The organism is Candidatus Margulisiibacteriota bacterium (assembly GCA_018822365.1).
Taxonomy (GTDB): domain Bacteria; phylum Margulisbacteria; class WOR-1; order O2-12-FULL-45-9; family XYB2-FULL-48-7; genus XYB2-FULL-45-9.
This window is the reverse complement of record JAHJKL010000033.1, coordinates 19,331-39,833: the sequence shown is the minus strand read 5'-3', so window position 1 is coordinate 39,833 and position 20,503 is coordinate 19,331. Positions and strand designations below refer to the sequence as shown.

Annotated in this window: 23 protein-coding genes; 15 read left to right on the top strand and 8 right to left on the bottom strand. The window is 49.7% G+C overall.

Features of this window, described 5'->3' with window-relative positions:
* The 3 genes from KKF06_02410 to KKF06_02400 form a co-directional block, all read left to right on the top strand.
* On the top strand, positions 1 to 196 hold a 196-nt coding region (locus tag KKF06_02410; GenBank protein MBU1616621.1), incomplete at its 5' end, for a hypothetical protein.
* Between the two features lie 137 nt (positions 197 to 333).
* Positions 334 to 579 carry a hypothetical protein gene (locus KKF06_02405; protein MBU1616620.1) on the top strand — a complete coding sequence of 82 codons (246 nt, stop codon included), beginning with the start codon at positions 334 to 336 and terminating at the stop codon, positions 577 to 579.
* A gap of 19 nt (positions 580 to 598) precedes the next feature.
* Positions 599 to 910: a hypothetical protein gene (locus tag KKF06_02400; protein ID MBU1616619.1), complete on the top strand. Its 312-nt coding sequence runs from the start codon at positions 599 to 601 to the stop codon at positions 908 to 910.
* A gap of 487 nt (positions 911 to 1,397) precedes the next feature.
* Here the strand turns inward: KKF06_02400 and prmC are convergent, their stop codons facing one another.
* The 4 genes from prmC to KKF06_02380 are packed head-to-tail and all read right to left on the bottom strand — an operon-like array spanning position 1,398 to position 4,529.
* The gene (prmC, locus tag KKF06_02395) at positions 1,398 to 2,276 is read right to left on the bottom strand and encodes a peptide chain release factor N(5)-glutamine methyltransferase (GenBank protein MBU1616618.1); all 879 of its coding nucleotides are present in this window, start codon (positions 2,274 to 2,276) and stop codon (positions 1,398 to 1,400) included.
* Positions 2,273 to 3,334, bottom strand: a complete 1,062-nt coding sequence (prfA, locus tag KKF06_02390; protein ID MBU1616617.1) for a peptide chain release factor 1 — start codon at positions 3,332 to 3,334, stop codon at positions 2,273 to 2,275. Before prfA ends, prmC begins: the two co-directional genes overlap by 4 nt.
* A 21-nt stretch (positions 3,335 to 3,355) precedes the next feature.
* Positions 3,356 to 3,658: a 50S ribosomal protein L31 gene (gene rpmE, locus KKF06_02385; protein MBU1616616.1), complete on the bottom strand. Its 303-nt coding sequence runs from the start codon at positions 3,656 to 3,658 to the stop codon at positions 3,356 to 3,358.
* 37 nt (positions 3,659 to 3,695) lie between these two features.
* Positions 3,696 to 4,529 carry a glycosyltransferase family 2 protein gene (locus tag KKF06_02380; protein ID MBU1616615.1) on the bottom strand — a complete coding sequence of 278 codons (834 nt, stop codon included), beginning with the start codon at positions 4,527 to 4,529 and terminating at the stop codon, positions 3,696 to 3,698.
* Between the two features lie 68 nt (positions 4,530 to 4,597).
* Here KKF06_02380 and KKF06_02375 point away from each other — a divergent pair, with 68 nt between their 5' ends.
* From KKF06_02375 to KKF06_02360, 4 genes are read left to right on the top strand one after another with little or no spacing between them, the layout of a single operon-like run.
* Positions 4,598 to 5,296 (top strand): energy-coupling factor ABC transporter permease, encoded by a 699-nt coding sequence (locus tag KKF06_02375; GenBank protein MBU1616614.1) that lies wholly within the window; start codon positions 4,598 to 4,600, stop codon positions 5,294 to 5,296.
* Positions 5,293 to 5,529, top strand: a complete 237-nt coding sequence (locus KKF06_02370; protein MBU1616613.1) for a PDGLE domain-containing protein — start codon at positions 5,293 to 5,295, stop codon at positions 5,527 to 5,529. The genes KKF06_02375 and KKF06_02370 overlap by 4 nt, the downstream gene beginning before the upstream one ends.
* Positions 5,526 to 5,951, top strand: a complete 426-nt coding sequence (locus tag KKF06_02365) for a hypothetical protein (GenBank protein MBU1616612.1) — start codon at positions 5,526 to 5,528, stop codon at positions 5,949 to 5,951. The genes KKF06_02370 and KKF06_02365 overlap by 4 nt, the downstream gene beginning before the upstream one ends.
* Positions 5,952 to 5,973: 22 nt before the next feature.
* The gene (locus tag KKF06_02360; GenBank protein ID MBU1616611.1) at positions 5,974 to 6,474 is read left to right on the top strand and encodes a porin family protein; all 501 of its coding nucleotides are present in this window, start codon (positions 5,974 to 5,976) and stop codon (positions 6,472 to 6,474) included.
* 74 nt (positions 6,475 to 6,548) lie between these two features.
* On the opposite strand, the gene bioA is transcribed toward KKF06_02360, so the two are convergent.
* Complete coding sequence (gene bioA / locus KKF06_02355) at positions 6,549 to 7,889, bottom strand: adenosylmethionine--8-amino-7-oxononanoate transaminase (protein ID MBU1616610.1); 1,341 nt, start codon at positions 7,887 to 7,889, stop codon at positions 6,549 to 6,551.
* 116 nt (positions 7,890 to 8,005) lie between these two features.
* Here bioA and KKF06_02350 point away from each other — a divergent pair, with 116 nt between their 5' ends.
* The 3 genes from KKF06_02350 to KKF06_02340 are packed head-to-tail and all read left to right on the top strand — an operon-like array spanning position 8,006 to position 12,387.
* Positions 8,006 to 10,375, top strand: coding sequence for a hypothetical protein (locus tag KKF06_02350; protein ID MBU1616609.1), 2,370 nt, complete (start codon positions 8,006 to 8,008; stop codon positions 10,373 to 10,375).
* A gap of 60 nt (positions 10,376 to 10,435) precedes the next feature.
* The gene (locus KKF06_02345) at positions 10,436 to 11,530 is read left to right on the top strand and encodes a TMEM43 family protein (GenBank protein ID MBU1616608.1); all 1,095 of its coding nucleotides are present in this window, start codon (positions 10,436 to 10,438) and stop codon (positions 11,528 to 11,530) included.
* Entirely contained in the window at positions 11,506 to 12,387 is an 882-nt protein-coding gene (locus KKF06_02340) for a radical SAM protein (protein ID MBU1616607.1), read from the top strand. The genes KKF06_02345 and KKF06_02340 overlap by 25 nt, the downstream gene beginning before the upstream one ends.
* Here KKF06_02340 and KKF06_02335 read toward each other — a convergent pair.
* The gene (locus KKF06_02335; protein ID MBU1616606.1) at positions 12,328 to 13,878 is read right to left on the bottom strand and encodes an acetylxylan esterase; all 1,551 of its coding nucleotides are present in this window, start codon (positions 13,876 to 13,878) and stop codon (positions 12,328 to 12,330) included. The genes KKF06_02340 and KKF06_02335 overlap by 60 nt on opposite strands.
* 56 nt (positions 13,879 to 13,934) lie before the next feature.
* On the opposite strand from KKF06_02335, the gene KKF06_02330 reads away from it, so the two are divergent.
* The 5 genes from KKF06_02330 to amrS are packed head-to-tail and all read left to right on the top strand — an operon-like array spanning position 13,935 to position 18,247.
* Positions 13,935 to 14,696, top strand: coding sequence for a thiazole synthase (locus tag KKF06_02330; protein ID MBU1616605.1), 762 nt, complete (start codon positions 13,935 to 13,937; stop codon positions 14,694 to 14,696).
* A complete protein-coding gene (thiH, locus tag KKF06_02325) occupies positions 14,693 to 15,691 on the top strand; it encodes a 2-iminoacetate synthase ThiH (protein ID MBU1616604.1) in 999 nt (332 codons plus the stop codon). The genes KKF06_02330 and thiH overlap by 4 nt, the downstream gene beginning before the upstream one ends.
* Positions 15,691 to 15,891: a sulfur carrier protein ThiS gene (thiS, locus tag KKF06_02320; protein MBU1616603.1), complete on the top strand. Its 201-nt coding sequence runs from the start codon at positions 15,691 to 15,693 to the stop codon at positions 15,889 to 15,891. Before thiH ends, thiS begins: the two co-directional genes overlap by 1 nt.
* A gap of 20 nt (positions 15,892 to 15,911) precedes the next feature.
* Positions 15,912 to 17,228, top strand: coding sequence for a histidine--tRNA ligase (hisS, locus tag KKF06_02315; GenBank protein ID MBU1616602.1), 1,317 nt, complete (start codon positions 15,912 to 15,914; stop codon positions 17,226 to 17,228).
* Positions 17,229 to 17,230: 2 nt separating this feature from the next.
* Positions 17,231 to 18,247 (top strand): AmmeMemoRadiSam system radical SAM enzyme, encoded by a 1,017-nt coding sequence (amrS, locus tag KKF06_02310; GenBank protein ID MBU1616601.1) that lies wholly within the window; start codon positions 17,231 to 17,233, stop codon positions 18,245 to 18,247.
* On the opposite strand, the gene KKF06_02305 is transcribed toward amrS, so the two are convergent.
* Complete coding sequence (locus tag KKF06_02305; GenBank protein MBU1616600.1) at positions 18,244 to 19,053, bottom strand: class I SAM-dependent methyltransferase; 810 nt, start codon at positions 19,051 to 19,053, stop codon at positions 18,244 to 18,246. The genes amrS and KKF06_02305 overlap by 4 nt on opposite strands.
* A gap of 53 nt (positions 19,054 to 19,106) precedes the next feature.
* Positions 19,107 to 20,501, bottom strand: a complete 1,395-nt coding sequence (locus tag KKF06_02300) for a glycosyltransferase family 39 protein (protein MBU1616599.1) — start codon at positions 20,499 to 20,501, stop codon at positions 19,107 to 19,109.
* Between the last annotated feature and the right edge of the window lie 2 nt (positions 20,502 to 20,503).

Sequence of the window (20,503 nt, the reverse complement as noted above, 5' to 3'; positions counted from 1 at the left end):
TATTGAGCTGTCCATTTTCTTTGTCTGGCCACAAAGAAAATGGACGAAAAGAAAAGGCCTCGCGCATTTCGATTTTTCTCAATGTAAGCGAAATGCGCAGAACACGCTGAATTTAAACGAGACAATTCAAAATATAAGTAATATTGCTTTCAAGGTGGTTCTTTCGGCCGGTAACGAAGGATATCGTTGTTTATGAGTATTGCGATACATTTTGAAGGTTGGGATGATCTTTTGTTGGTTTCTTCGATTGCTTTTACGCTTAACTGTGCGTAAAATGTGGGCAGTAAAAGAGCTGAAGTTGGTTGCTAGACAAAAAAATAAAGGAGTGGCTCAATGGATGAAAAAAATATTAAAGAAATGATGAAAAATTGGAAACTTATTGCGAAGGAGCTGTTGAATCAATACCAAAAGAATTTAATTAATAACTTTAACTCAATTGAATTAGAAAAAATATCAAAAAAATGTGATGATCATAGCAACAGTTATAAGGCGATTATTAACGTCGCAATTTCTACGTTAGGAGTAGATAGATATAATCAGATCAATGACGAATTGAACAAAGAAATTAGGCTTGTTTGAGGGGAGGGGGATAGTAGCTATGGATTTAGCAACTTGGTTGGCAATAGCTAATTTGGGTCTTACGTTCGTTTTGACTGGTTTTGCTATAATTTGTACTTGGTGGTGGAGTGGTTATAGAAAAATGTTGCCGTGGGAAATAGCTAAGAAGCATTATATTGAAGTCGTTAAAAGAAATCTTTGTCCGAAATGTGCAAGTAAAAACATCGAGATTATTCCAGAAATTATTACTGGGTCAGATTTTGAAGATGTTTGTTATGCTGGATACGATCATGGGAAATGTAAGGACTGTAAACATGAGTGGGATTTCGATTTTTCTCATTTCTCTAATTAATAAAATAATATAAATTCCTGATGGGGCCCTTTGAAGATTGATGATACTAAATGATAAATCCATCGAAGGTTAGACGGCTATAAAATGCATCATGGCAAATGGGGACAAAGATGTCCATCTTTTCCGGTCGAAAAAACCTATGATAATTACTTTTATTTATTTATTGAAGTGCCTCTTATAAATTCAGAGTGGGCGCGCTTTTTGCTTACCTTGAGAAAAATCAAAAAGCGCTAGGCCTTTTCTTTTCGTCCATTTTCTTTGTGGCCAGACAAAGAAAATGGACAGCCCAATAAAAGAGAGCGATAAAGCTAAATACGTACAGGGGACAAACTAAATACCCGCCTTCACTATCCTCGGTATCCCCGCGTAATGATTGCGACTTCGTTTTCGGTAAAAACAATGATATTTTTGTGGTATTTCAAAGGAGAGGATATCACAATTTGTGATATCCTTAAAAAATATCAATTTGATAGTAAATACTGGCTGTTTATTTGCGAGGAACCGAGAATTCATTCTCAGGTTCCGAGCGGATACCCGCCTTCGCAATCCTCGGTATCCCCGCATAATCGTTGAAGATCTCGACTTGTGAGTAGCGGTTATCTGCGGCAAAGAGAGTTTTAATCGCTTCAGCTTGCCCAAACCCAAACTCAAATATTAACTTTCCCCCAGGATTAAGATGAACAGGGGCGTCATTAATTAGACGGCGAATATAATCTAACCCATCGTTGCCGCCATCAAGAGCGCTGACTGGTTCCCAATCTTTAACGTCGGGTTCCAGCCCGGCCAGATCAGAGGTTGGGATATAGGGAGGGTTGGAGACGAGCAGCTCGACTTTTTCTTTTAAAGGTGAGAGGAGATCCCCTTCAAGAAAAGTGATTCGCGCGTTATGTGCGGCGGCATTTTCTTTTGCTAAGGCGAGCGCGTCCACTGAGAGATCAATAGCTATGATCTTGGCTTTAGGAAGTGATTTAGCCAGGCTAATAGCGATACAGCCGCTCCCTGTCCCAATATCGGCGATGATAGGAGAATAGGGGATTAGGTGATTAGGCAACAAGGTGAATATTTTCTCCACTAACAGTTCCGTTTCCGGACGGGGGATCAATACCCGTTGGTCGACTTTAATATCTAAACCCATAAAAGGCTGATAACCGACAATGTAAGCGGTCGGCTCATGAGCTAATCGTCTAGCAATTGAATGTTTAAAGTTGTCTAAAATATTTGGGGGAATAATCTGGGTTCCATGAGCAATAATGTTGGCAGTTGTCAGTTGGAGGTTGTTAGTTAAGAGAATTTCCGCTTCCAGCCGGGGATCTTCTAAATTAGCGAGTTGGGCGATCCCCCAGGCGAGCGCCTCGGCGATTGTCATGCCGCGTTGGCGAGCTTGGCCGCCCGGTCGGCGGTCGCCAGGGCGTCGATCATTTCGTCCAGGTTGCCGTCTAAGACCTGGTCCAACTGATGGACGGTAAAACCGATCCGGTGGTCGGTCAGCCGGTTCTGCGGGAAATTATAGGTCCTGATCTTTTCCGAGCGGTCGCCGCTCCCGACCATCACCCGGCGGCTCGATTCCCGCTCCTTGCGCCGCTTTTCTTCTTCTACCTCGTAAATACGGGCGCGGAGAAGTTTCATCGCCTTGGCCCGGTTTTGGAGTTGGGAGCGCTCTTCCCGGCATTCGACGACGGTGCCTGTCGGGATATGGATGACCCGGACGGCGGAAGAGACCTTGTTGACGTTCTGGCCGCCGGCCCCGCCGGCCCGGAACGCTTCAAAGGAGATGTCTTTTTCGTCAATGTGGATGTCCATATCTTCAACTTCCGGCAAAATCGCGACCGACGCGGCAGAAGTGTGGATCCTGCCGCTTGCTTCAGTTTTCGGGACCCGCTGGACCCGGTGGATCCCCCCTTCATATTTTAAGCGGCTGTAAGCCCCTTTGCCAATAATGTTGACGATCGCTTCTTTGTAGCCGCCAAGCCCGGTGTCGTTGGCGTCAATGATCTCGGTTTTCCACCCTTTGCGTTCGGCGTAGCGCAGGTACATCCGGAGCAGGTCGCCGGCAAAAAGGGCCGCTTCGTCGCCGCCGGTCCCGGCCCGGATCTCCACGATAATGTTCTTGTCGTCCAATGGGTCTTTGGGGATCAGCAGGATCTCAAGGTCGGAGACGAGCGCTAACTTTTTTTTCTCCAGACCTTTGATCTCTTCTTCGGCTATTTCACGCATTCCTTCGTCTTTGAGCATCGCTTCGGCTTCGACGATCTCATGTTCCGCCTGTTTGTAGGCCCGGTATTTTTCAACCACGTCACGAAGTGAGCTTAATTCTTTGGCGTAATTGGAGAAAAGTTCGCGGTCGTTGATAATATCAGGCTGGCTAAGAGAAGTTTCCAGCTCAATGAACCTTTTTTCGACGTTGGCAAGTTTGTCTAAAAACATGAGGTGTCCGGGAGGGGACGGTTACTTTTCCTTGGGGGCGGCGGCTTTTTTGGGTTTCTTGGCGGCAGTTTTTTTGGCGGCCGCTTTGGCGACTTTCTTTTTCTTCTCTTTCTTCACGCGCGGGGCGACATTGGCGAATTTCTTTTTGAACTTCTGGACGCGTCCTTCGGCGTCGACCAGCTTCTGCTTGCCGGTAAAGAGGGGATGGCAGGCGGAGCACATGTCGACCGTGACGTTTTCTCTGGTCGAACCAATAGCGAATACCGCGCCACAGGCGCAGGTCGCTTTAGTGTCAAAATATTTTGGGTGAATTCCTTCCTTCATATCGCTAATAATCATAACATGAAAAGAGTGGGGTTGTCTACTGAAATTCCTGGAGTCCGGCTTCTAAGCCCCGCCGGTATTGATACTCCTCCAGCAGGTAGCGTGATTTGACCCGGGCCAGGAGCTTGGGGCTCCTCTTTAGCAGGGAGTAAATCCCCATTGCCAGCGGGTTTATCCCCAGGAACATTTTAATCGTTAGATTGGGATGCTTTTTGTAAAAGAGGGCGGCGGAGCGTCCCATTTCAAACTTGCGCTCCAGCATCCCGGCGTCGCTGACCGGGTGATGGTGGTAATTAACCGCGCCGGGGAGGTAATAGAGCGGGACCTTCATCCGGGAGAGCCGGTAGCCGAGCTCAATATCTTCCCAGCCGTAACCTTTGAACCGTTCGTCAAAAAGCCCTGCTTCCAGGATGATCTTTTTGGGGAGAGAGAGGTTGCCGGTCAGAAAGTATGACCACTTAAGCCGGGAGTTGGGAAAAATAAAAGACTTGATATACGGCTTGCCGTCCGGATTGATCGTCAAACCTTCAAACGAAGTGTTCATTTTCTTCCGATGGGCCTTCAGGTGCTCCTCTAGCAGTGTTTCTTTTGCGACCATGTCGGCGTCGGTCAGGAAAACGATCTCGCCGGTTGCCGCCTTGATCCCCAGGTTGCGGGCAAAAGTTTTCCCTTTGTTCTCCACCCGCTGGTAATTGAAGCGGCAGGGGGGATGGAGTTCCTGAACCATCTGGTCGGTCCCGTCGGTCGAGGAGCTGTCGACCAGCTGGATCTCATATTGATCGGAAGCGAGGGTCTGGCGAAAAAGGGATTCGAGGGTTTGCCGCAAAACCTCTTTCTGGTTATATGTTCCAATAATAACCGATAATCGCATGATCACATTATATAGGGGGGGAGCGGTGTGGACAAGTCGTAATACGTGGGCTATCATAAACGGTAGAAATGCATATTCCAGACGGATTCCTTGATCCGAAAGTATCGGCCGGCCTGTTAGGCGGGGCGGCGCTGGTCCTTGGCTACAGCCTGGCAAAAGTCCGGGCGGCGGTGACCGCTTTGGTTCCGGCGGCTGTTTTGGCTACCGCTGGCAAAAAAGGGGGCCAAATCCTGGGTAGAACGCGGCAAATGCTGACCGGTGAAGGGGAACGGACGATCTATAAGATGGGGATGGTCGCGGCGCTGATCTTTGCCGCGCAGATGTTTAACTTCCCGATCAGCGGCGGGACTTCCGGCCACCTGATCGGTGGGGTGTTCGCGGCGGTGGTGTTGGGCCCGTTTGCCGGCTCGCTCGTCATCGCGGCCGTCCTGGCGGTCCAAATGTTCTTTTTTGCGGACGGCGGGTTGATCGCCGTCGGGGCCAACATTATCAACATGGCGGCTATCGGTTCGATCATTGGCTATTATATATATTATTTGCTCAAGAAGATTATGCCGGAGTGGGGGGCGATCGCTCTGGCCGCCTGGTCATCGGTTGTTCTAGCCGCCCTGGCTTGCTCGTTGGAACTGGGAATTTCCGGAACTGTTCCTTTTGCTATGGTAATTCCAGCGATGGTCAAAGTCCACGCGGTGATCGGGATCGCCGAAGCGTTGATCTCCCTGGCTTTGGTCGGATCGTTCCGCTCTATGTTGAAGGAGGAAGGATGAGAAACCTCTTTCTCCTCTCTATTGCCATTGTTGTTCTTGCCTCTTTTTTCGCTTCAACTCATCCTGATGGTCTTGATTATGTGGCGGGATCATACAACTTTGCCAACAAGGGGGTGGAACGGACCGCGCTATTAAATTATTCAACTGCGGGGATCGTTGGGGTGGTGATCATCCTCGCCCTGTTCTGGGGGAGTGTCCGTCTTTTTAAAAGTAATAAAGGAGCAGTTAAATGAAAAAAATTATTATTTTTCTCTTTGCTATGTTGGCTGCCGCTCAAGTTTACGCTGTTTCGCCATATCTTTATGCTAACACCACCTGGGGCGCCCTGGGGGGAGGGGTAGGGCTTGATCTCGGGGATGGAAGAGCGATCGACTTTAGCGCGACCGGCGGTTCCGGTCCATCCGGTTCCACCTACTCGGCTTATGTCGATTATTTCTGGGGAAACTGGGGGGTAGGGATCACTGCCAAAAAAGTCGCGGTCAATGCCGATCTGGCTTATGACCTGAACCTGCAATACGCGCTGGAACAGGCGATCAACGACAATGTTACTGTTGGCGCCTCTTTTACTCTGATCAATTACGATACAACCGCCAACGCTGACCCGAATTGGACCGTTTTGCCAAGCATCGGCGCGTATGTTAAACTTCCTTTGTAAATATATTAATAAGGAGTAAAAAATGAAAAAAGTATTTGTTGCCGCATTAGCACTGGGATTACTGGTTTCCGTTTCTTTTGCCGGGACGGTCAATGTCTCCGGTCGGGCCGGGATGTTCAATAATGGCGGCGGTTCGACGTCGATGATGTATGGGGTGAGCGCCGATTATGGCATTACCGAAAATCTATCGGTCCGCGGAGCGGTTGATACGACCAGCTACGATGTTGGAGGGGTTTCTACCACTTATATGCCGATCTCCGTTGACCTGATCTACCACCAGACCTTTAGCGATATGGTTACCCCATATGCCGGCGCCGGTTTGAGCTATAACTCGGTAAGCGCCGGTGGTTCGACCAGTTCAACGACCGGCTATCAGGGGGAAGTGGGGGTTAAATTCGCTCTGGCCGGGATGACCGCCGGGGTTGAATACCGGATCATTTTCCCGGATGCCAGCAAGTCGACCTCGGTGACTTCGTCCAATGCCTATATCCAGGGTGGTTTTTCGCAGAGCTTTAATATCTAAGAGCGTAGTCTTATATAAAGGGAAACCTGCGACAATATCCCGCCATAGGCGGGCAGGCGTCGCGGTTTCCCTTTTTACTTTTCAGTCGTGGCTTTAATTGAATCATGGGTGATAGCGAGAAGTTCTTTGAGTTCTTTTTGGGTGATGCTCAATGGGGGCATTAGGACGATGACGTCGCCGAGCGGCCTAAGGATTGCTCCCCGTTTGCGAGCCTCTAAAATGACCTGGTGCCCCAGTCTGGTTTTCGCGGAATAAGCGATTTTCCTCTTTTTATCAGCAAACAACTCAATCCCAACCATAGTCCCGCATTGGCGGATATCACCAACGTGTGCTAATTGATTAAACCTGGGGAGCTCTTTAGCCAGCAAAGCGGAAATTTGCTTAACGTTCGCCAGGACTTTTTCTTTTTTAAACAGGTTGAGCGAGGCGAGGGCGGCGGCGCAGGCGAGCGGATTCCCGGTATAAGTGTGGCCGTGGAAAAAGGTCTTGTTCTCTTCAAAGTGTCCAAGAAATGCGTTATAGATCTGATCGGTTGTTAAAGTGGCCGCCAGGGGAAGATAACCGCCGGTGATCCCTTTGGCGACGCACATCAGGTCAGGGCTGACCCCTTCGTGTTCGCAGGCGAACATCTTGCCGGTCCGGCCGAAACCGGTCGCCACTTCGTCGACTATCAGCAGAATGCCGTATTTGGAGCAGAGCCTGCGGACCGCTTTAAGATATCCTTTGGGCTGCAACAGTATCCCGGCAGCCGCCTGGACAAGCGGCTCGACGATCATTGCCGCGATTTCCTGGTGTTTGGCTTTAAGGAGTTTTTCTAGCTCGGCAACGTTTCCCGGCGTAACTTTGATCGATTTAAAGAGGAGTGGTTTGTAGATTTTGTGGAAGAGGTTGATGCCGCCAACGCTAACTGAACCTATTGTATCTCCATGATAGGCGTTGGTTAAGGTGAGGAATTTTGTTTTATGAGTTTTCCGTGTCCCGTCCCCCGTCCCCCGTATTCCGTGTCCCTTCCTTTGCTGCCAATATTGAAAAGCGATCTTCAGGGCGATCTCGACCGCGGTTGAGCCGCTATCTGAATAGAAGACTTTATTTAACCCCTTTGGCGTGATCTTGACCAATTGCTTTGCCAATTCGATTGCCGGGACATTGGCCAGGCCGAGGAGGGTGGAGTGGGCGACTTTATCGAGCTGTTTTTTGATCGCCTGGTTAAGGGCTTTGTTGTTGTGGCCATGGACGGTGACCCAGAGGGAAGAGCAGCCGTCGATGTATTTCTTCCCTTCGGTATCCCAGAGATATACGCCGTCCCCTTTTTCAATGATCAGCTGGTCGTTTGCCAGCCAATCTTTCATTTGGGTGAAAGGATGCCAGAGACAGTGATTATCCTTATCTAATAAGGCTTTGGTCTGTTGGCGCATGATCTTTAAAGTATAAAGGTTTAAACCGATAAAGGTCAAGAAAAGCCTGAAATTTTTCTTTGATTTGTTTGATAGGTTATAAGGTTATATCAATAGTTAAAGGAGATTAAATAGTAATGGCAGTCAATCCGATTTCTTTAGGAGTGGATCAAAACTGGTCGAATAATCGTGAGCCTTTTGTCCTTAATAAAGGAAGGGTGGAGAAACAAGACCAGGTCGCGGAAGATTTGTATTTCATATCAGCGGAGTTAACTGGCCTTATTAGGGAATTAAGCGAAGAAAGGAGCAGCCAATATCTGGCCCAAAATGGACCGGGAAACTGTACGCCGGGCACGCCAGTTCCTCCAACCACCACTCCCCCGAGACCACCAGATGTTTATGCGGTTAGTCCAGCATATATCAGAAAACCAAACCAGCTAAACAGGATTACTTTGACTATTATTGGAGATTATTTGCCATATAGTAATCAGATTGAGCGGATCGAATTGACAAATCAGAGCGGAAGTCGTCTTAATGTTGAAGGCTTTTTCCGCGACCCTTCATGGAATGGCCGCAAAAAGATAACATTAACGGTTGTTCTAGATCAAAATGTGTCGCTTGGAATATATAAGCTTAGAATTATTAGAAAGAATCAATCGTCGATCGAAAAAAATGACATTTTTGAGGTTATTGACCGAAACCAGCCGGCCCCATCACCTCTCCCCAGCAGGGTCTTCCCCGAATCAACAGTCGCGAACAACCAACCGATAAATGTTTTACTGACTGGAGAGAAGGCAGATAAAATCAGCGTTGTTCGACTGGTCGATCAGAACAATAACTTGGTTGCAAACTTAGCTTCAGTTGAAACGCCTGACCGGCAAATGCGCTCTTTCAGCTTGCAGCTTGACCCTGACCAGCTGGTAAGCCACGGGCCGGTTGTTTTGGCAGGGGGACATGGAAAAAGATACAACTTTTCAATTGTTGTAGCTTACTCTGATGGAACCCCGGAAACCAGTTACCCTTTTACGGTGATCGATGACCGCCGGCCGCCACTAACAACCTTTGTCATACCAGCGACAATTGCCGTTAATGATCGATCGCAATTGGTTTCAATAGTAGGGGAAGACATGGGCTCTGTCACTCGAATCAGGGTAGTTACGCCGAACGACCGCGTTGACCTAATCGATCCGATAAACATAACACCAGATCAAATCTCGGCCGATAAAAAAAGAGTTACAATTGCTTTACGGGTTGATCCTAAAAGGATCGTTGGATCGAGGAGCTATCAAGCGTCAATGATAGTGGAGTATGGTAATCGCGAAGAGATTTGGCCATTGACGCTGGTCAATGATTCTTTGTCACTTGGCCTGATCGTTTCACCAACGACACTTTTGGCCAACAACCAGAGCCAAACATTACATGTGGTCGGTGATAATGTCGGATCGGTAAAAATCATCCGCTTGACCGTGCCGGCGACCGGCGTTAACGCCATTGAGCCGATCATTGTAAGTCAGGAAATGATTTTTGACAATAATCGACGAATATCGATACCGATTACCCTGGATCCGATCAAGTTCGCCGCTTTGTTTCCCGATCGAGTAGCGGGCCCGTTCCGGCTTAATATCGTGGCTTTGGATGCGGCTGGCACTCACATAGCCGGCTTAAATGATGTGACAATAGTCATTATTCAGGACCGGACTATTGTCCGACAGGTTCCATATCAATTGTCACCTGTTCTGCATGATGTTGTGCGGCCAACCGCTTCGCTCGGTGTTTCCGTTCAGGAAAATAGCAGCAGCGTTCCATTGATATTGGGATTTAACCCGCAATTGATCGGTAAAACCGGAGCAATTAAGAGTGAATACGTTGAGTTTTCCGGTCGGGGGGATTGTTCGTTCTTTAGCGGGGAGGTGATCGACGGTTGCCAGGCCCAGGGGTATATCAATATTTCTTACTGGGGATTCAAGCTGGAATCGGCCGGCCAGGCAAAATACGCGACCAGCGGGTCGGTTTATAATCTGCCGTATTATTATGAGCGATCGTCTTTTATGACAGATGGACGGTTTTCTCTGAGCTATATTCCGGGTAAAGCTTTAACTGTCAGAGCGAGTGGCGAGTGGAGCTATACAAAAACCATGGATGATCAAAGAGACGGGCGGTTCCGGTTAAGCGGGGACGGCTTTATCACGTTTGGCGACGGGCGCTCCGTCTATTTGCCGGAAAAACTTAATTTGCATTTTGGCCTTGTCCCGTCCGGAGAGAGGGTGATTGCCGGAGAGGGGCGGCAATTGCGCGGTGGGGGGGTTGGGTTCGATGCCCGCTGGGACCGGGGGATATTTGACGGCTTACCTCTTGGTCTTTATTTTGGGTGGGAACGGATCTCTTCTGCCGGAGAGAGTAATCCTCACAATCTTTATGGCGGGGTCAATTTTGACCTGATGAGGTTTGTTGACCGGACCGTTGGCTACCAGGATTTTTCCAAATATATTTTAACCCAACAGCGTTGATTGTCCGATAACTATCGCCTATAATTTGTTTGGTCCAGACGGAGAAACAGGAGGCAAACCATGGCTGATCAATTTGCGGAAGTGACGAGCAAAAACTGGGGGCGCAATCTGCTTGATTCATTTGTTGGGGTGGGATTGGGAATAATTCTGTTTCTTGCTTCTTTTTGGGTCCTTTGGACCAACGAAGGGTCGGTTGACCTTTCTAAGGTTGTTAAGACAAGTCTGCCGGTAGCGGCGGTCAAAGTTGATCCGGCCAACAACGGCAAATTCGTTTCCCTGACCGGAACATTGACGACGACTGAAAAAGTCGGCGATCCGGGCTACCTTTCGGCCGGCTATTATTTACAGCTGGCGAGAAAAGTCGAGATGTTTGCCTGGGTCGAGAATAAAAGCAGCAAGACCGAAGACAAGCTTGGCGGCGGGAGCGAAACAAAAACAACCTACGCGTACGAAAAGAAATGGACCGCTTCTCCCGGCGATTCGACCAGGTTCAAGTATCCAGAAGGCCACCAAAACCCGCCACTGACGCTGAATAGCGACAAGTTAACTGTCCGCTCGGCCAGGATCGGGGCCTATAATCTTGATCCTGGCGAAATGAAGCTGCCGGACGGTAAAGAGCTCAGGTTATTGCCGGAGATGCTCTTGCGCGGCTATCTGCTGGGTAATACCCAGTTTATCGGCCAGGGGTCGACCGCCGATCCGCGGATCGGGGATATTCGTCTTAGTTACACAATAATACCCAGTAATATAAATGTCACGGTTTTTGGCCAGATCGAAGGGGCGAGCCTGGTCCCTTACGTTTATGATGGTGAGCGGACCATTTTCCGGGCGATCGCCGGGAGCCGCGAACAGGCCATGGCCAAAATGAAAGGCGAGCATAAAGCTGCTCTTTGGGCCGTCAGGCTCATTGGCTTCCTGATGATGTGGTTTGGCCTCTTTTTGTTCTTTGGGCCGCTCAATACTTTGCTTAAAGTCGTACCATTTTTAGGGACCGCCGGCCGTTTTGTTTCCGGGCTGGCAACTTTCCCGGCAGCTTTGATCCTTTCAGCGGTTACTATTATTGTTTCAATGATCGCCCATAATATTTGGCTGCTTCTTATTTTACTGGCGGTGGCGGTTGGCGGTATGGTTTGGTCGGCCAGACAGAAGAAATAAGGAACTGCCGGCTCTGCGGCCACCGCTGCGGAGTGAATCGCTTAGCAGGTGAGAGATGTCTTTGTCGGGCCGGCGCCGATATCGAAATCGCCTCTTATTGCCTCCATCATGGTGAAGAGCCGATCATTTCCGGGACTCAAGGGTCAGGGACCATCTTTTTTGCCCGCTGCAGTCTGCGCTGTGTTTTTTGCCAGAATTATCAGATAAGTACGGGTATACGGGACACGGGGATACGGGAGACGGGACTGGTTGAAATTATGTTGGAATTGCAGGCGCAAAGGGCACACAACATTAATCTTGTTTCTCCCACCCATTACGGCCCGCAGATCATTGAAGCGATAAAGCAAGCCCGCGCTCAAGGATTAAAACTCCCAATAGTCTGGAACTCCAGCGGCTACGATAGCCTGGAGCTCCTCGAAGCGCTCACTGGCATGGTCGACATCTATCTTCCAGATTTTAAATATGGCGATGACGAAGCCGCCCTGAAATATTCCGGCGCGCCGAATTACTTTGAGACCGCGAAAGCGGCGATCTTTGAAATGTTCCGCCAGGTGGGGCCCCAAGGGTTGGTCGTCCGTCATCTGGTCTTGCCAAACGGGATTTCCGGCAGTCGGCGGGTCCTTGGTTATTTAGCCTCGCTTTCCCCGGAGATCCAGGTCAGTCTGATGGCCCAATATTCTCCCAGGCATTTGGCCTCCCAATTTCCAGAGCTTTCCCGGACGCTTACTATTGAGGAGTACACGCCGGTCCTGGCGTATGCCGAAAAGCTTGGGCTGAGAAATATTTTCGCGCAGGAATTAACGAGCCAGCAGGCCTATTTGCCAGATTTTGAGCGTACTGAGCCATTTTCTAAATAACGATCTTTCCGCCCGCCTCATCTTTTTGCTGAAAAGCAGGTAACTCTTTGTTTTTGGCGAATAGACCAGATAACTGTTTGATCTTATTTTTTCTCCATTGAGCAAGGTCATGGGGAGATCATGCTTAAAAGTCCTGGTAAGCGGGGGCGAAACAGCATAAGTTTGCTCCCCATTTTCCAGGGTCATTTTAAATAGCGAGCGGGCCAGGGATGAAGAGGTCCGGCCGTCGAGATCGGTTATGGAGGTGAAAAAAAGTATTTCCGGGTCGATCAGGCGGTGGGGGATCTTGAAGAAATAACCATTTTTACCGTAATTGGCTTTTAAGCTATGCCATTTTTTTATTGTCCATTGGTTTGGCCCGCCCGCGGAATAATATAATACCAGGTTGTTGATGTCGGCTCTGCTGTCGGTCATGACCGGAATAGTTAAATAGTCAGGAGCGCGCTGCAATTTGGGCTCTTTCATGGTCAATTTGTTGGAGATCATCAAATATGGTTTTTTTTCTTCAAAGAAAGGCAAGATGGTCACTTCGGGAAAAGTCCCGGTATTCTTTAGCTTACTGTTTAGCCAGGCAAGGGCGACCTTTTCATCCCTGGGATAAAATTGATGCCGCAGGTTAGGTACCAGGCAAAGCTGCTTTTCCCCATTAATTTTAAGGTAACTTTTTTGAAAAGTAGGGAGATAGTAACAATGATCGTTTGTTCCAGTAATAAACAGAATTGGAGCGTTTTGGGTTGCCAGGAAACGGCTTGGGTCGATGTATTTATGCCAGCGCCCCATCTCTTCTGGTGATTTTTTGGTAAATTGGTCCATCCAGGTGCACCCTTCGGGGATAAATCCTGCGCCAAAAACATTGACGACCGCTTTTAATTTTGGTTCCTGCCCATTGGTCAGAAGCGCATTGACCCCTCCCCAGGAAAGGCCGATCATCCCGATCCGTTCCGGATCGACTTCCGGTTGTCCGGCTAAAAAAGAGATGCCGTTCCGGATCGCCGCGACCGAATGAATGAGATAATTATTCTCCAAATCTTTTCCGGTATAGAGCAGGTTCTCAACGTCCATGTCGGGGCCGGTGGAGCGGGAGGCTTCCCGTTGTTTTCCTTTTCCAGGCAGATCAATGACCAGATTGGCGTAGCCATACCTGGCCCAGCGGAGACCGGTCTGCAGGCTGGCGCTCCCTCCTCCGCCGTGAGAGATCAATATCGCCGGTTGTTTTTCTTTGACGTACAGTGGAACGCAATAATAACCAAAAATAATAGCCGTTTTCCCTTTGTAAGGGCGGCTGGGGTAATAGACCTCGCTTACTTTTACCCCATCTTGAATATAAGTGCGAGCGATCCTGGGAGCTGCTTCTGGGGAAGGGAGTTGCCAGAGAGTATTGAGATCAAGAGCGAAGCCGGGGGGAGGGAATATCCACGTAATAAGGATAAAGATCAAAACGATATTTAACCGCGGAAATAATCGCGCGGAAATATAATAATTTCGTGGCATGAAACAACATTTTAGCCTAAATTGCGGTCGCGCGCAATTTCTTGTATACTTGAAATATGAAGGATTTCCTCGCTATTGCCAAGAAAAAGTTCAATTCCCGGTTATTGCTTGGGACCGGTAAGTTTTCGTCACCTAAAGTGATGAAAAAAGCAATTGAGGCTTCGGAGGCGGAGATCGTAACGGTCGCCCTCCGCCGGGTTGACCTAAATGACCCGGACGACCATATTCTTGGATATATCAACCCAAAAAAGTATTTGATCCTCCCCAACACATCCGGGGCAAGAACAGCTGATGAAGCGGTCCGTTTAGCTCGATTGGCCCGTTCCTTTGGTCTCCCCGCCTGGGTCAAACTTGAGGTAACGCCTGATCCAAGGTTCCTGCTGCCTGATCCGATCGAAACGCTCAAGGCGGCGGAAATTTTGGTAAAAGAGGGGTTTACTGTTCTTCCATATATTAATGCTGATCCGGTCCTGGCCAAACGGCTGGCCGAGGCCGGCTGCGCGACAGTTATGCCGTTAGGGTCTCCCATTGGCTCTGCCCAGGGGATCAAGACCAGGGAGAGTCTGGCTATAATAATTGAGCAGGCCAATGTTCCGGTAGTGGTTGATGCCGGCTTGGGAAGTCCGGCCGATGCGGCCGAAGCGTTGGAAATGGGGGCGGACGCGGTCCTGGTCAACACGGCAATTGCCGCGGCAGACGATCCAGTTGCGATGGCGGAAGCGTTCAAATTGGGAGTTCAAGCCGGACGAAAAGGGTATCTTGCCGGGATCATTGCCGGCAGCAGGATCGCCAGAGCCTCGAGCCCGTCGCAAAAATGAATCTCCATTCCTTTAAAAAGATCATTAACGGTGAGATGGAATTGTCAGAGTTAAAGGCGGCCGCCCATCAAGAGACTTTAAAACATTTTGGCCGGACCATCCAGCTTTACGCTCCCCTCTATCTTTCCAATGAATGCGTCAACAGCTGCGTCTATTGCGGGTTTAACCGGCGTTCCGGGATCAAACGGTCAACCCTGACGGTTGATCAGGCGGTCAGGGAAGCGGAATATTTGCGAAAAGAAGGTTTTCAGCACATTTTGATCCTGACCGGCGAAGATCCGGCGAAAGTGCCGGTCAGCTACATTAAAGAAGCGGTCGTGGAATTGAAAAAAATGTTTGCTTCTCTTTCGGTTGAGATCTATCCTCTGATGGAGGAGGGGTATAGTGAGCTGATCAAAGCCGGGGTCGATGGCCTGGCTATTTATCAGGAAACTTACCATCGGCCGACCTATCAGGCGGTCCATCCGGATGGCCCCAAGCGGGATTTTGGCTGGCGGCTTGAAGCTCCGGCCAGAGGAGCGAGGGCTGGTATGCGCAAGGTTGGGCTGGGCTTTTTGCTTGGTCTCTATGATTGGCGGTATGAAGCGGTCCGCCTGGCGGAGCATCTTCAATCCCTCCTCAAAAATCACTGGCAGACCCAGTTTCAGGTCAGTTTCCCCAGGATCAATCCGGCCGAAACCAACTATCGGGTCAAATACCCGGTTAGCGATGATGACTTTCTTAGACTGGTCTGCGCCCTGCGGCTCCTTTTTCCGGAGATCGGGTTTACCCTGTCGACCAGGGAGCGGGCCGCGTTCCGCGACCAGATCTTCCGTTTTGGCATTACCCAAATGAGCGCCGGATCAAAGACCTCGCCGGGAGGGTACGCGCTGGCGAAAAAAAACGGCAAGCAGTTTGAGATAGCCGATGCCAGAACACCGCGTGAAGTGGGGCGGTCTCTTAAACTTGCCGGCTATGAACCAGTTTGGAAAGACTGGGAAAGGGTTTTAGGATAATGAAAATTACCGTCAACGGAAAAGAGTGGAGTGTTGCGGCCGGATCAACGGTAGCCGATCTTTTGGGGAAATTTAAGATCTCCCCAAAAGTTTGCGCGGTTGAGCTCAACGGCAAGATCTTGAAAAGAGAAAAACTATTAAAAACTTTGATCAACGAAGGGGATACGGTTGAGGTCATCCGGATGATGGGCGGCGGTTAGGGGCGTGGTATAATAAAATCATGAAATACACAGCACCAAGAGGGACCAAGGATATTTTGCCGGAAGAGGCCGGTCTTTGGCAGTATATCGAAGATAATTGCCGGGATATGTTTTTTCTCAATAATTATCAGGAGATCCGTACTCCTGTTTTTGAGGCGACTGAACTGTTTTCCCGGTCAATTGGCCAAACCACCGATATCGTCAAAAAAGAGATGTATACTTTTGCCGACCGGAAGGGGCGAAGCCTGACCCTGCGGCCGGAAGCGACCGCGGCAGTGGTCAGAGCCGGGCTGGAGAACAACCTTATTTCTCCCGATAACTTAACCAAACTATTTTATATCGGACCGATGTTCAGGTATGAACGGCCGCAAGCGGGCCGACAGCGGCAGTTTCATCAGGCGGGAGTTGAAGCTTTTGGCTCCGCCGACCCATTGCTGGATGCCGAAGTCATTATTATGGCGGTCAGGCTTTTTAATTCGCTTGGCCTGGCCGATCTGCAGATCAACCTCAACTCGGTTGGTTGCGGCAAATGCCAGCCCGGCTACCGGCAGTCGGTCCAGGACTATTTCCGGTCGATTATCGGCGGGATGTGCGCCGATTGCCAGGAAAGGCTGGAGACCAACCCGATGCGGATCCTTGATTGCAAAGAAGCGGCCTGTCAAAAGATCATTGCTTCCGCTCCCGTCTCAACCCATCATCTTTGCGAAGAATGCGACACCCACTACAAAAAACTTCTGGCCCATTTGGATTTAGCCAAGGTCAAATACCAGCAGAACGACCGGCTGGTCAGGGGGCTCGATTATTACACCAAGACCGCTTTTGAAGTGGTCTCCAGCCAGCTCGGGGCGCAGAACGCGGTTTGCGGCGGCGGGCGTTACGACAAACTGGTTGAAGAGCTGGGAGGGAAACCAACCCCGGCGATCGGCTTCGCGATCGGCCTGGAACGGCTGGTGGAGGTTATGAAACAGGCCAAGCTGGCCGGCCACGATTCCCGGGGACTGCTGCTTTACATCGCGACGATCGGTGAGACGGCGAGAAAAGTTGCTTTTGATTTGCTGCTTAAAGCTCGCGAAATGGGGATCCCGGCCGATATGGACTATGCTGGTAAATCGCTTAAATCGCAGATGAAAGCGGCGGACCGGCTCAAAGCGCAGTATGTTTATATTATCGGTGAAGATGAAGTGGCCAAAGGGTCGGCGGTGCTTAAGACCATGGCAAGCTCGGAAGAGCGGACCGTCACCTTTGAAAATATTCTCTACGAACCGTTCGGGCTGGAGTCGGCCCATGAAGAGCCGTCCTGCGGCGGCTGCGGCGGCAATTGCGGCTGCGATGATTGATAATGCATGAGGCTTTATTCTATAAAGAGCTAGATGGCCAAAAAGTCCGCTGCGAGCTTTGTCCGCATAATTGCCTGATTTCCGACAAGGAGAGAGGAATTTGCGGGGTCAGGGAGAACCAGGGGGGACGGTTGGTTTCCCTGGTCTACGGCAAGCTGGTCTCGACGCAGATCGACCCGATCGAGAAAAAACCTCTGTTCCATTTCCTTCCCGGATCAACTACTTATTCCATTGCTACTGTTGGCTGCAATTTCCGCTGCGATTTTTGCCAGAATTTTGGGATCTCTCAAACGCCGCGGGAAAAAAAGGCGATCGTCGGGTTAGATCTTACTTCCCAACAGGTGGTCGCGAGCGCGCGGGAGAGCGGCGCTCTAAGCATCTCCTATACTTACACCGAACCGACGATATTCTTCGAGTATGCCTTTGATTGCGCCAAATTAGCGCGCGAGAAGAAGTTGAAAAATATTTTTGTCACTAATGGATATATCAATCCGGCTCCGCTGGAAATGATCGCCCCTTACCTTGACGCGGCTAATGTTGATCTGAAATCATTCCGCGACGATTATTACCGAAAAATCTGCGGTGGACAGCTTAAGCCGGTGCTGGAAACCCTAAAGCTTTTGAAAAAGTTGAAAATCTGGGTTGAGGTAACAACTCTGATTATCCCAGAATTAAACGATTCGGTGGAAGAGTTGACTGACATAGCCAGTTTCATCAAGCTGGAGTTGGGGGAAGAGACCCCCTGGCATGTTACTGGTTTTTATCCGGTTTATAAAATGCTGGATCAGCCGCCGACCCCGGCGGTGACCTTGAGTAAAGCCAGGGAGATCGGTAGAAGCCTGGGATTAAAATACGTCTATGCCGGCAATGTGCCGATCCCCGGCGGAGAAGAGACCCATTGTCCCCAATGCGGCAAGCCGCTAATTATCAGGTCGGAATTCAGGACTATGACCGACCTGGTCAGCGGAACCGGAGTTTGTCCGGTCTGCCAGCACCCCATTGCCGGGGTCTGGGGTTAGCCTTTCTGGACCGCGAAGAGATTATCAAATTTTATCGGTCCAAAATCAAACGTCATTATTTGGGCGATCGTTCCCGGCCAGGAACAGATCAGATCATTTAATGATGTGACTTCGGTTTGGGTTACAAACCAGCCGCCTGGACGCAGGACCCGATAAACTTCACTCATTACGGCTAGCCGCATTTTAATAAAATCTTCGCCCCAATTATTGTTTTTAACTGCCAGAACAAGGCCAAAATAGCTGCTATCCAAAAAATGGGAGCTAATAACTAAATCGAGTGAGTGTGGAAAAAAGGGAAGCTGGCGGGTGTCGGCTTCGATGACCGGCGCTCCAATTGTTTGGGCGTAAGCGACAGCGGCCTTGTCAATATCTATCCCAAAAAAGCGGGAAAGACCCGCTTGTTCCTTTAAGAAAAGAGGATAAACGCCATAATTGCTGGCGAGCTGGATGCCGGTCGGCTGGATATCCTGGAAAATGATCCTTCTGGCTGTTTCAACCGGGACAAGATTCTGCTGGTATATCTTGTAATTCAAGGGTGAAAAGAGATGTGAATCGATCAACGCTTGTAACAACGCGAGCCGGTCGTTGCCTTTTGCCCCCTGGGCTAAAAATTCTTTAATTGCCGCCCGACGGAAATCATGCCCACGTTTAAATTCCTCAAAGTTAACATAGCCATGCAGTTGAGCGATGGCATCGGTCGAGTCAGTGTAAAACTGGTTGGGCCGGAACCGGCGTAGTTCACCGGCTGCCGCTGTAAAAACTTTACGGCACAATTCTGAAGGAGCGTTCCTGACTTCAATCTTCATTTTCCATCACGGTTATATATCGTCAAAAAAACGGCTGGATTTCAGGGGGGGGGTCAGGGGTGGCCCGTTCCTTTGAACCCGGCCAGGCGGAAAAAATGATAATTATCGGCAATATAATCTTCGATCAGGTTCATTTTAATATCTGCCAGCAAGGCGACACTGGTGAAATTCTGCATGGCCGCCCTTCGGAACTCTTTGGTGTCTTCCCCATAGTAGATGACCGATTCCGCTTGCGTAAGGTTCGGGATCCCCCAAAGCTCGTATTGTTTTTCACCCCAGAGCGGACCCGGCTTGAGGAAGCCGGTCGCCATATAAGTTTGCCGGCCGGTGTAAAACTCCAGTAGTGAGGCGGAGACATTGGTCCGGGCGAAGATCTTCTCTTTGGGGAAAAGAGCTGACAGCTCGCGATTTCGGGCGTAATCTTTCTGGTGGAGCAGGACCCCGGGCGAGACCCAAAAAAGAATGACCAGGATGAGCGAGGTAAAAAGAGCGATCCAGAGGATAAATCTTTTCAGGGATTTGCCGTTTTCGTCGAGATAAGCAACGGTTAGCGGCAGGGCGGCCAGGTAGCCGATCGACGGCCAATGGGCCCAGACCTTGACCTTGAGAGATAAGAGCAGAAAGACAAAAAGGACCGGAAAAGAAAAGGCGAATAACAAACGGGAGAGGTCGTTTCTTTTTAATGAATAGGCAAAGACCGGGATCAGGGTAAAGATCAGGAAAGGGGTAAAGTGGACCAACTGATCGCCGATAAAAGGGAGCAGGCTGCTCCCCCAGGCGGCGCTGCCGGCTTTAGCTCCGTGGAAAACAAAAGAAACCCAGGCCAGCCGGCTGTTCCAGACGAGGACCGGGGAGAAAAGGCCAAGGCTTAGGCCGAGGCAGAGGTAAGGTTGTTTTCTTTTTAGCCAGAAGCGGTTAGCCGGCGAGATCAGAAAAAAGATGATCAGACATGGCCAGAAGAGGAACATAGTATATTTGCTCAAAGTCCCAAGTCCAACGACGATCCCCAGGAGATACCAGTAATATTTTTGCTGGGTTTTAACAATTTTAACCATGAGCCAAAGGGCCAGGGACCAGAAAAGGGCCAGGGGGAGCTCAACGAACTGGGTCAGCCAGATCACCAGATAATGAGGGAGGATGAGGAACAGGACGGTTGCCCAAAAGGCGACCTTCCGGTTGAACGCATCAAGAGAGATAAAATAAATTAGCAGAGCGATCCCTAAACTGATAAGAGCGGCGCCAAATCGAAGGGTTAATAGATTGGCCTGGCCGAGGGTCATCAGATAATTGACCAGGGCGATCATGGGAGGGTGGTCGACATAGGAAAGAGCCAGGTGCTTTGACCAGAGCCAGTAATACGATTCGTCGGCGGTCAGAGGGAAGAGGATCCCCAGCACCAGCCGGAAGAAGGTCGCGACGGTGATCAGTAATAATAAATTGGTTGGCATGG

Bases quoted from the DNA above. Each gene is read 5' to 3' on its own strand.
- KKF06_02405 (MBU1616620.1), top strand. From the start codon at position 334: ATGGATGAAAAAAATATTAAAGAAATGATGAAAAATTGGAAACTTATT.
- KKF06_02400 (MBU1616619.1), top strand. From the start codon at position 599: ATGGATTTAGCAACTTGGTTGGCAATAGCTAATTTGGGTCTTACGTTC.
- prmC (MBU1616618.1), bottom strand. From the start codon at position 2,276: ATGACAATCGCCGAGGCGCTCGCCTGGGGGATCGCCCAACTCGCTAAT.
- prfA (MBU1616617.1), bottom strand. From the start codon at position 3,334: ATGTTTTTAGACAAACTTGCCAACGTCGAAAAAAGGTTCATTGAGCTG.
- rpmE (MBU1616616.1), bottom strand. From the start codon at position 3,658: ATGAAGGAAGGAATTCACCCAAAATATTTTGACACTAAAGCGACCTGC.
- KKF06_02380 (MBU1616615.1), bottom strand. From the start codon at position 4,529: ATGCGATTATCGGTTATTATTGGAACATATAACCAGAAAGAGGTTTTG.
- KKF06_02375 (MBU1616614.1), top strand. From the start codon at position 4,598: ATGCATATTCCAGACGGATTCCTTGATCCGAAAGTATCGGCCGGCCTG.
- KKF06_02370 (MBU1616613.1), top strand. From the start codon at position 5,293: ATGAGAAACCTCTTTCTCCTCTCTATTGCCATTGTTGTTCTTGCCTCT.
- KKF06_02365 (MBU1616612.1), top strand. From the start codon at position 5,526: ATGAAAAAAATTATTATTTTTCTCTTTGCTATGTTGGCTGCCGCTCAA.
- KKF06_02360 (MBU1616611.1), top strand. From the start codon at position 5,974: ATGAAAAAAGTATTTGTTGCCGCATTAGCACTGGGATTACTGGTTTCC.
- bioA (MBU1616610.1), bottom strand. From the start codon at position 7,889: ATGCGCCAACAGACCAAAGCCTTATTAGATAAGGATAATCACTGTCTC.
- KKF06_02350 (MBU1616609.1), top strand. From the start codon at position 8,006: ATGGCAGTCAATCCGATTTCTTTAGGAGTGGATCAAAACTGGTCGAAT.
- KKF06_02345 (MBU1616608.1), top strand. From the start codon at position 10,436: ATGGCTGATCAATTTGCGGAAGTGACGAGCAAAAACTGGGGGCGCAAT.
- KKF06_02335 (MBU1616606.1), bottom strand. From the start codon at position 13,878: ATGCCACGAAATTATTATATTTCCGCGCGATTATTTCCGCGGTTAAAT.
- KKF06_02330 (MBU1616605.1), top strand. From the start codon at position 13,935: ATGAAGGATTTCCTCGCTATTGCCAAGAAAAAGTTCAATTCCCGGTTA.
- thiH (MBU1616604.1), top strand. From the start codon at position 14,693: ATGAATCTCCATTCCTTTAAAAAGATCATTAACGGTGAGATGGAATTG.
- thiS (MBU1616603.1), top strand. From the start codon at position 15,691: ATGAAAATTACCGTCAACGGAAAAGAGTGGAGTGTTGCGGCCGGATCA.
- hisS (MBU1616602.1), top strand. From the start codon at position 15,912: ATGAAATACACAGCACCAAGAGGGACCAAGGATATTTTGCCGGAAGAG.
- amrS (MBU1616601.1), top strand. From the start codon at position 17,231: ATGCATGAGGCTTTATTCTATAAAGAGCTAGATGGCCAAAAAGTCCGC.
- KKF06_02305 (MBU1616600.1), bottom strand. From the start codon at position 19,053: ATGAAGATTGAAGTCAGGAACGCTCCTTCAGAATTGTGCCGTAAAGTT.
- KKF06_02300 (MBU1616599.1), bottom strand. From the start codon at position 20,501: ATGCCAACCAATTTATTATTACTGATCACCGTCGCGACCTTCTTCCGG.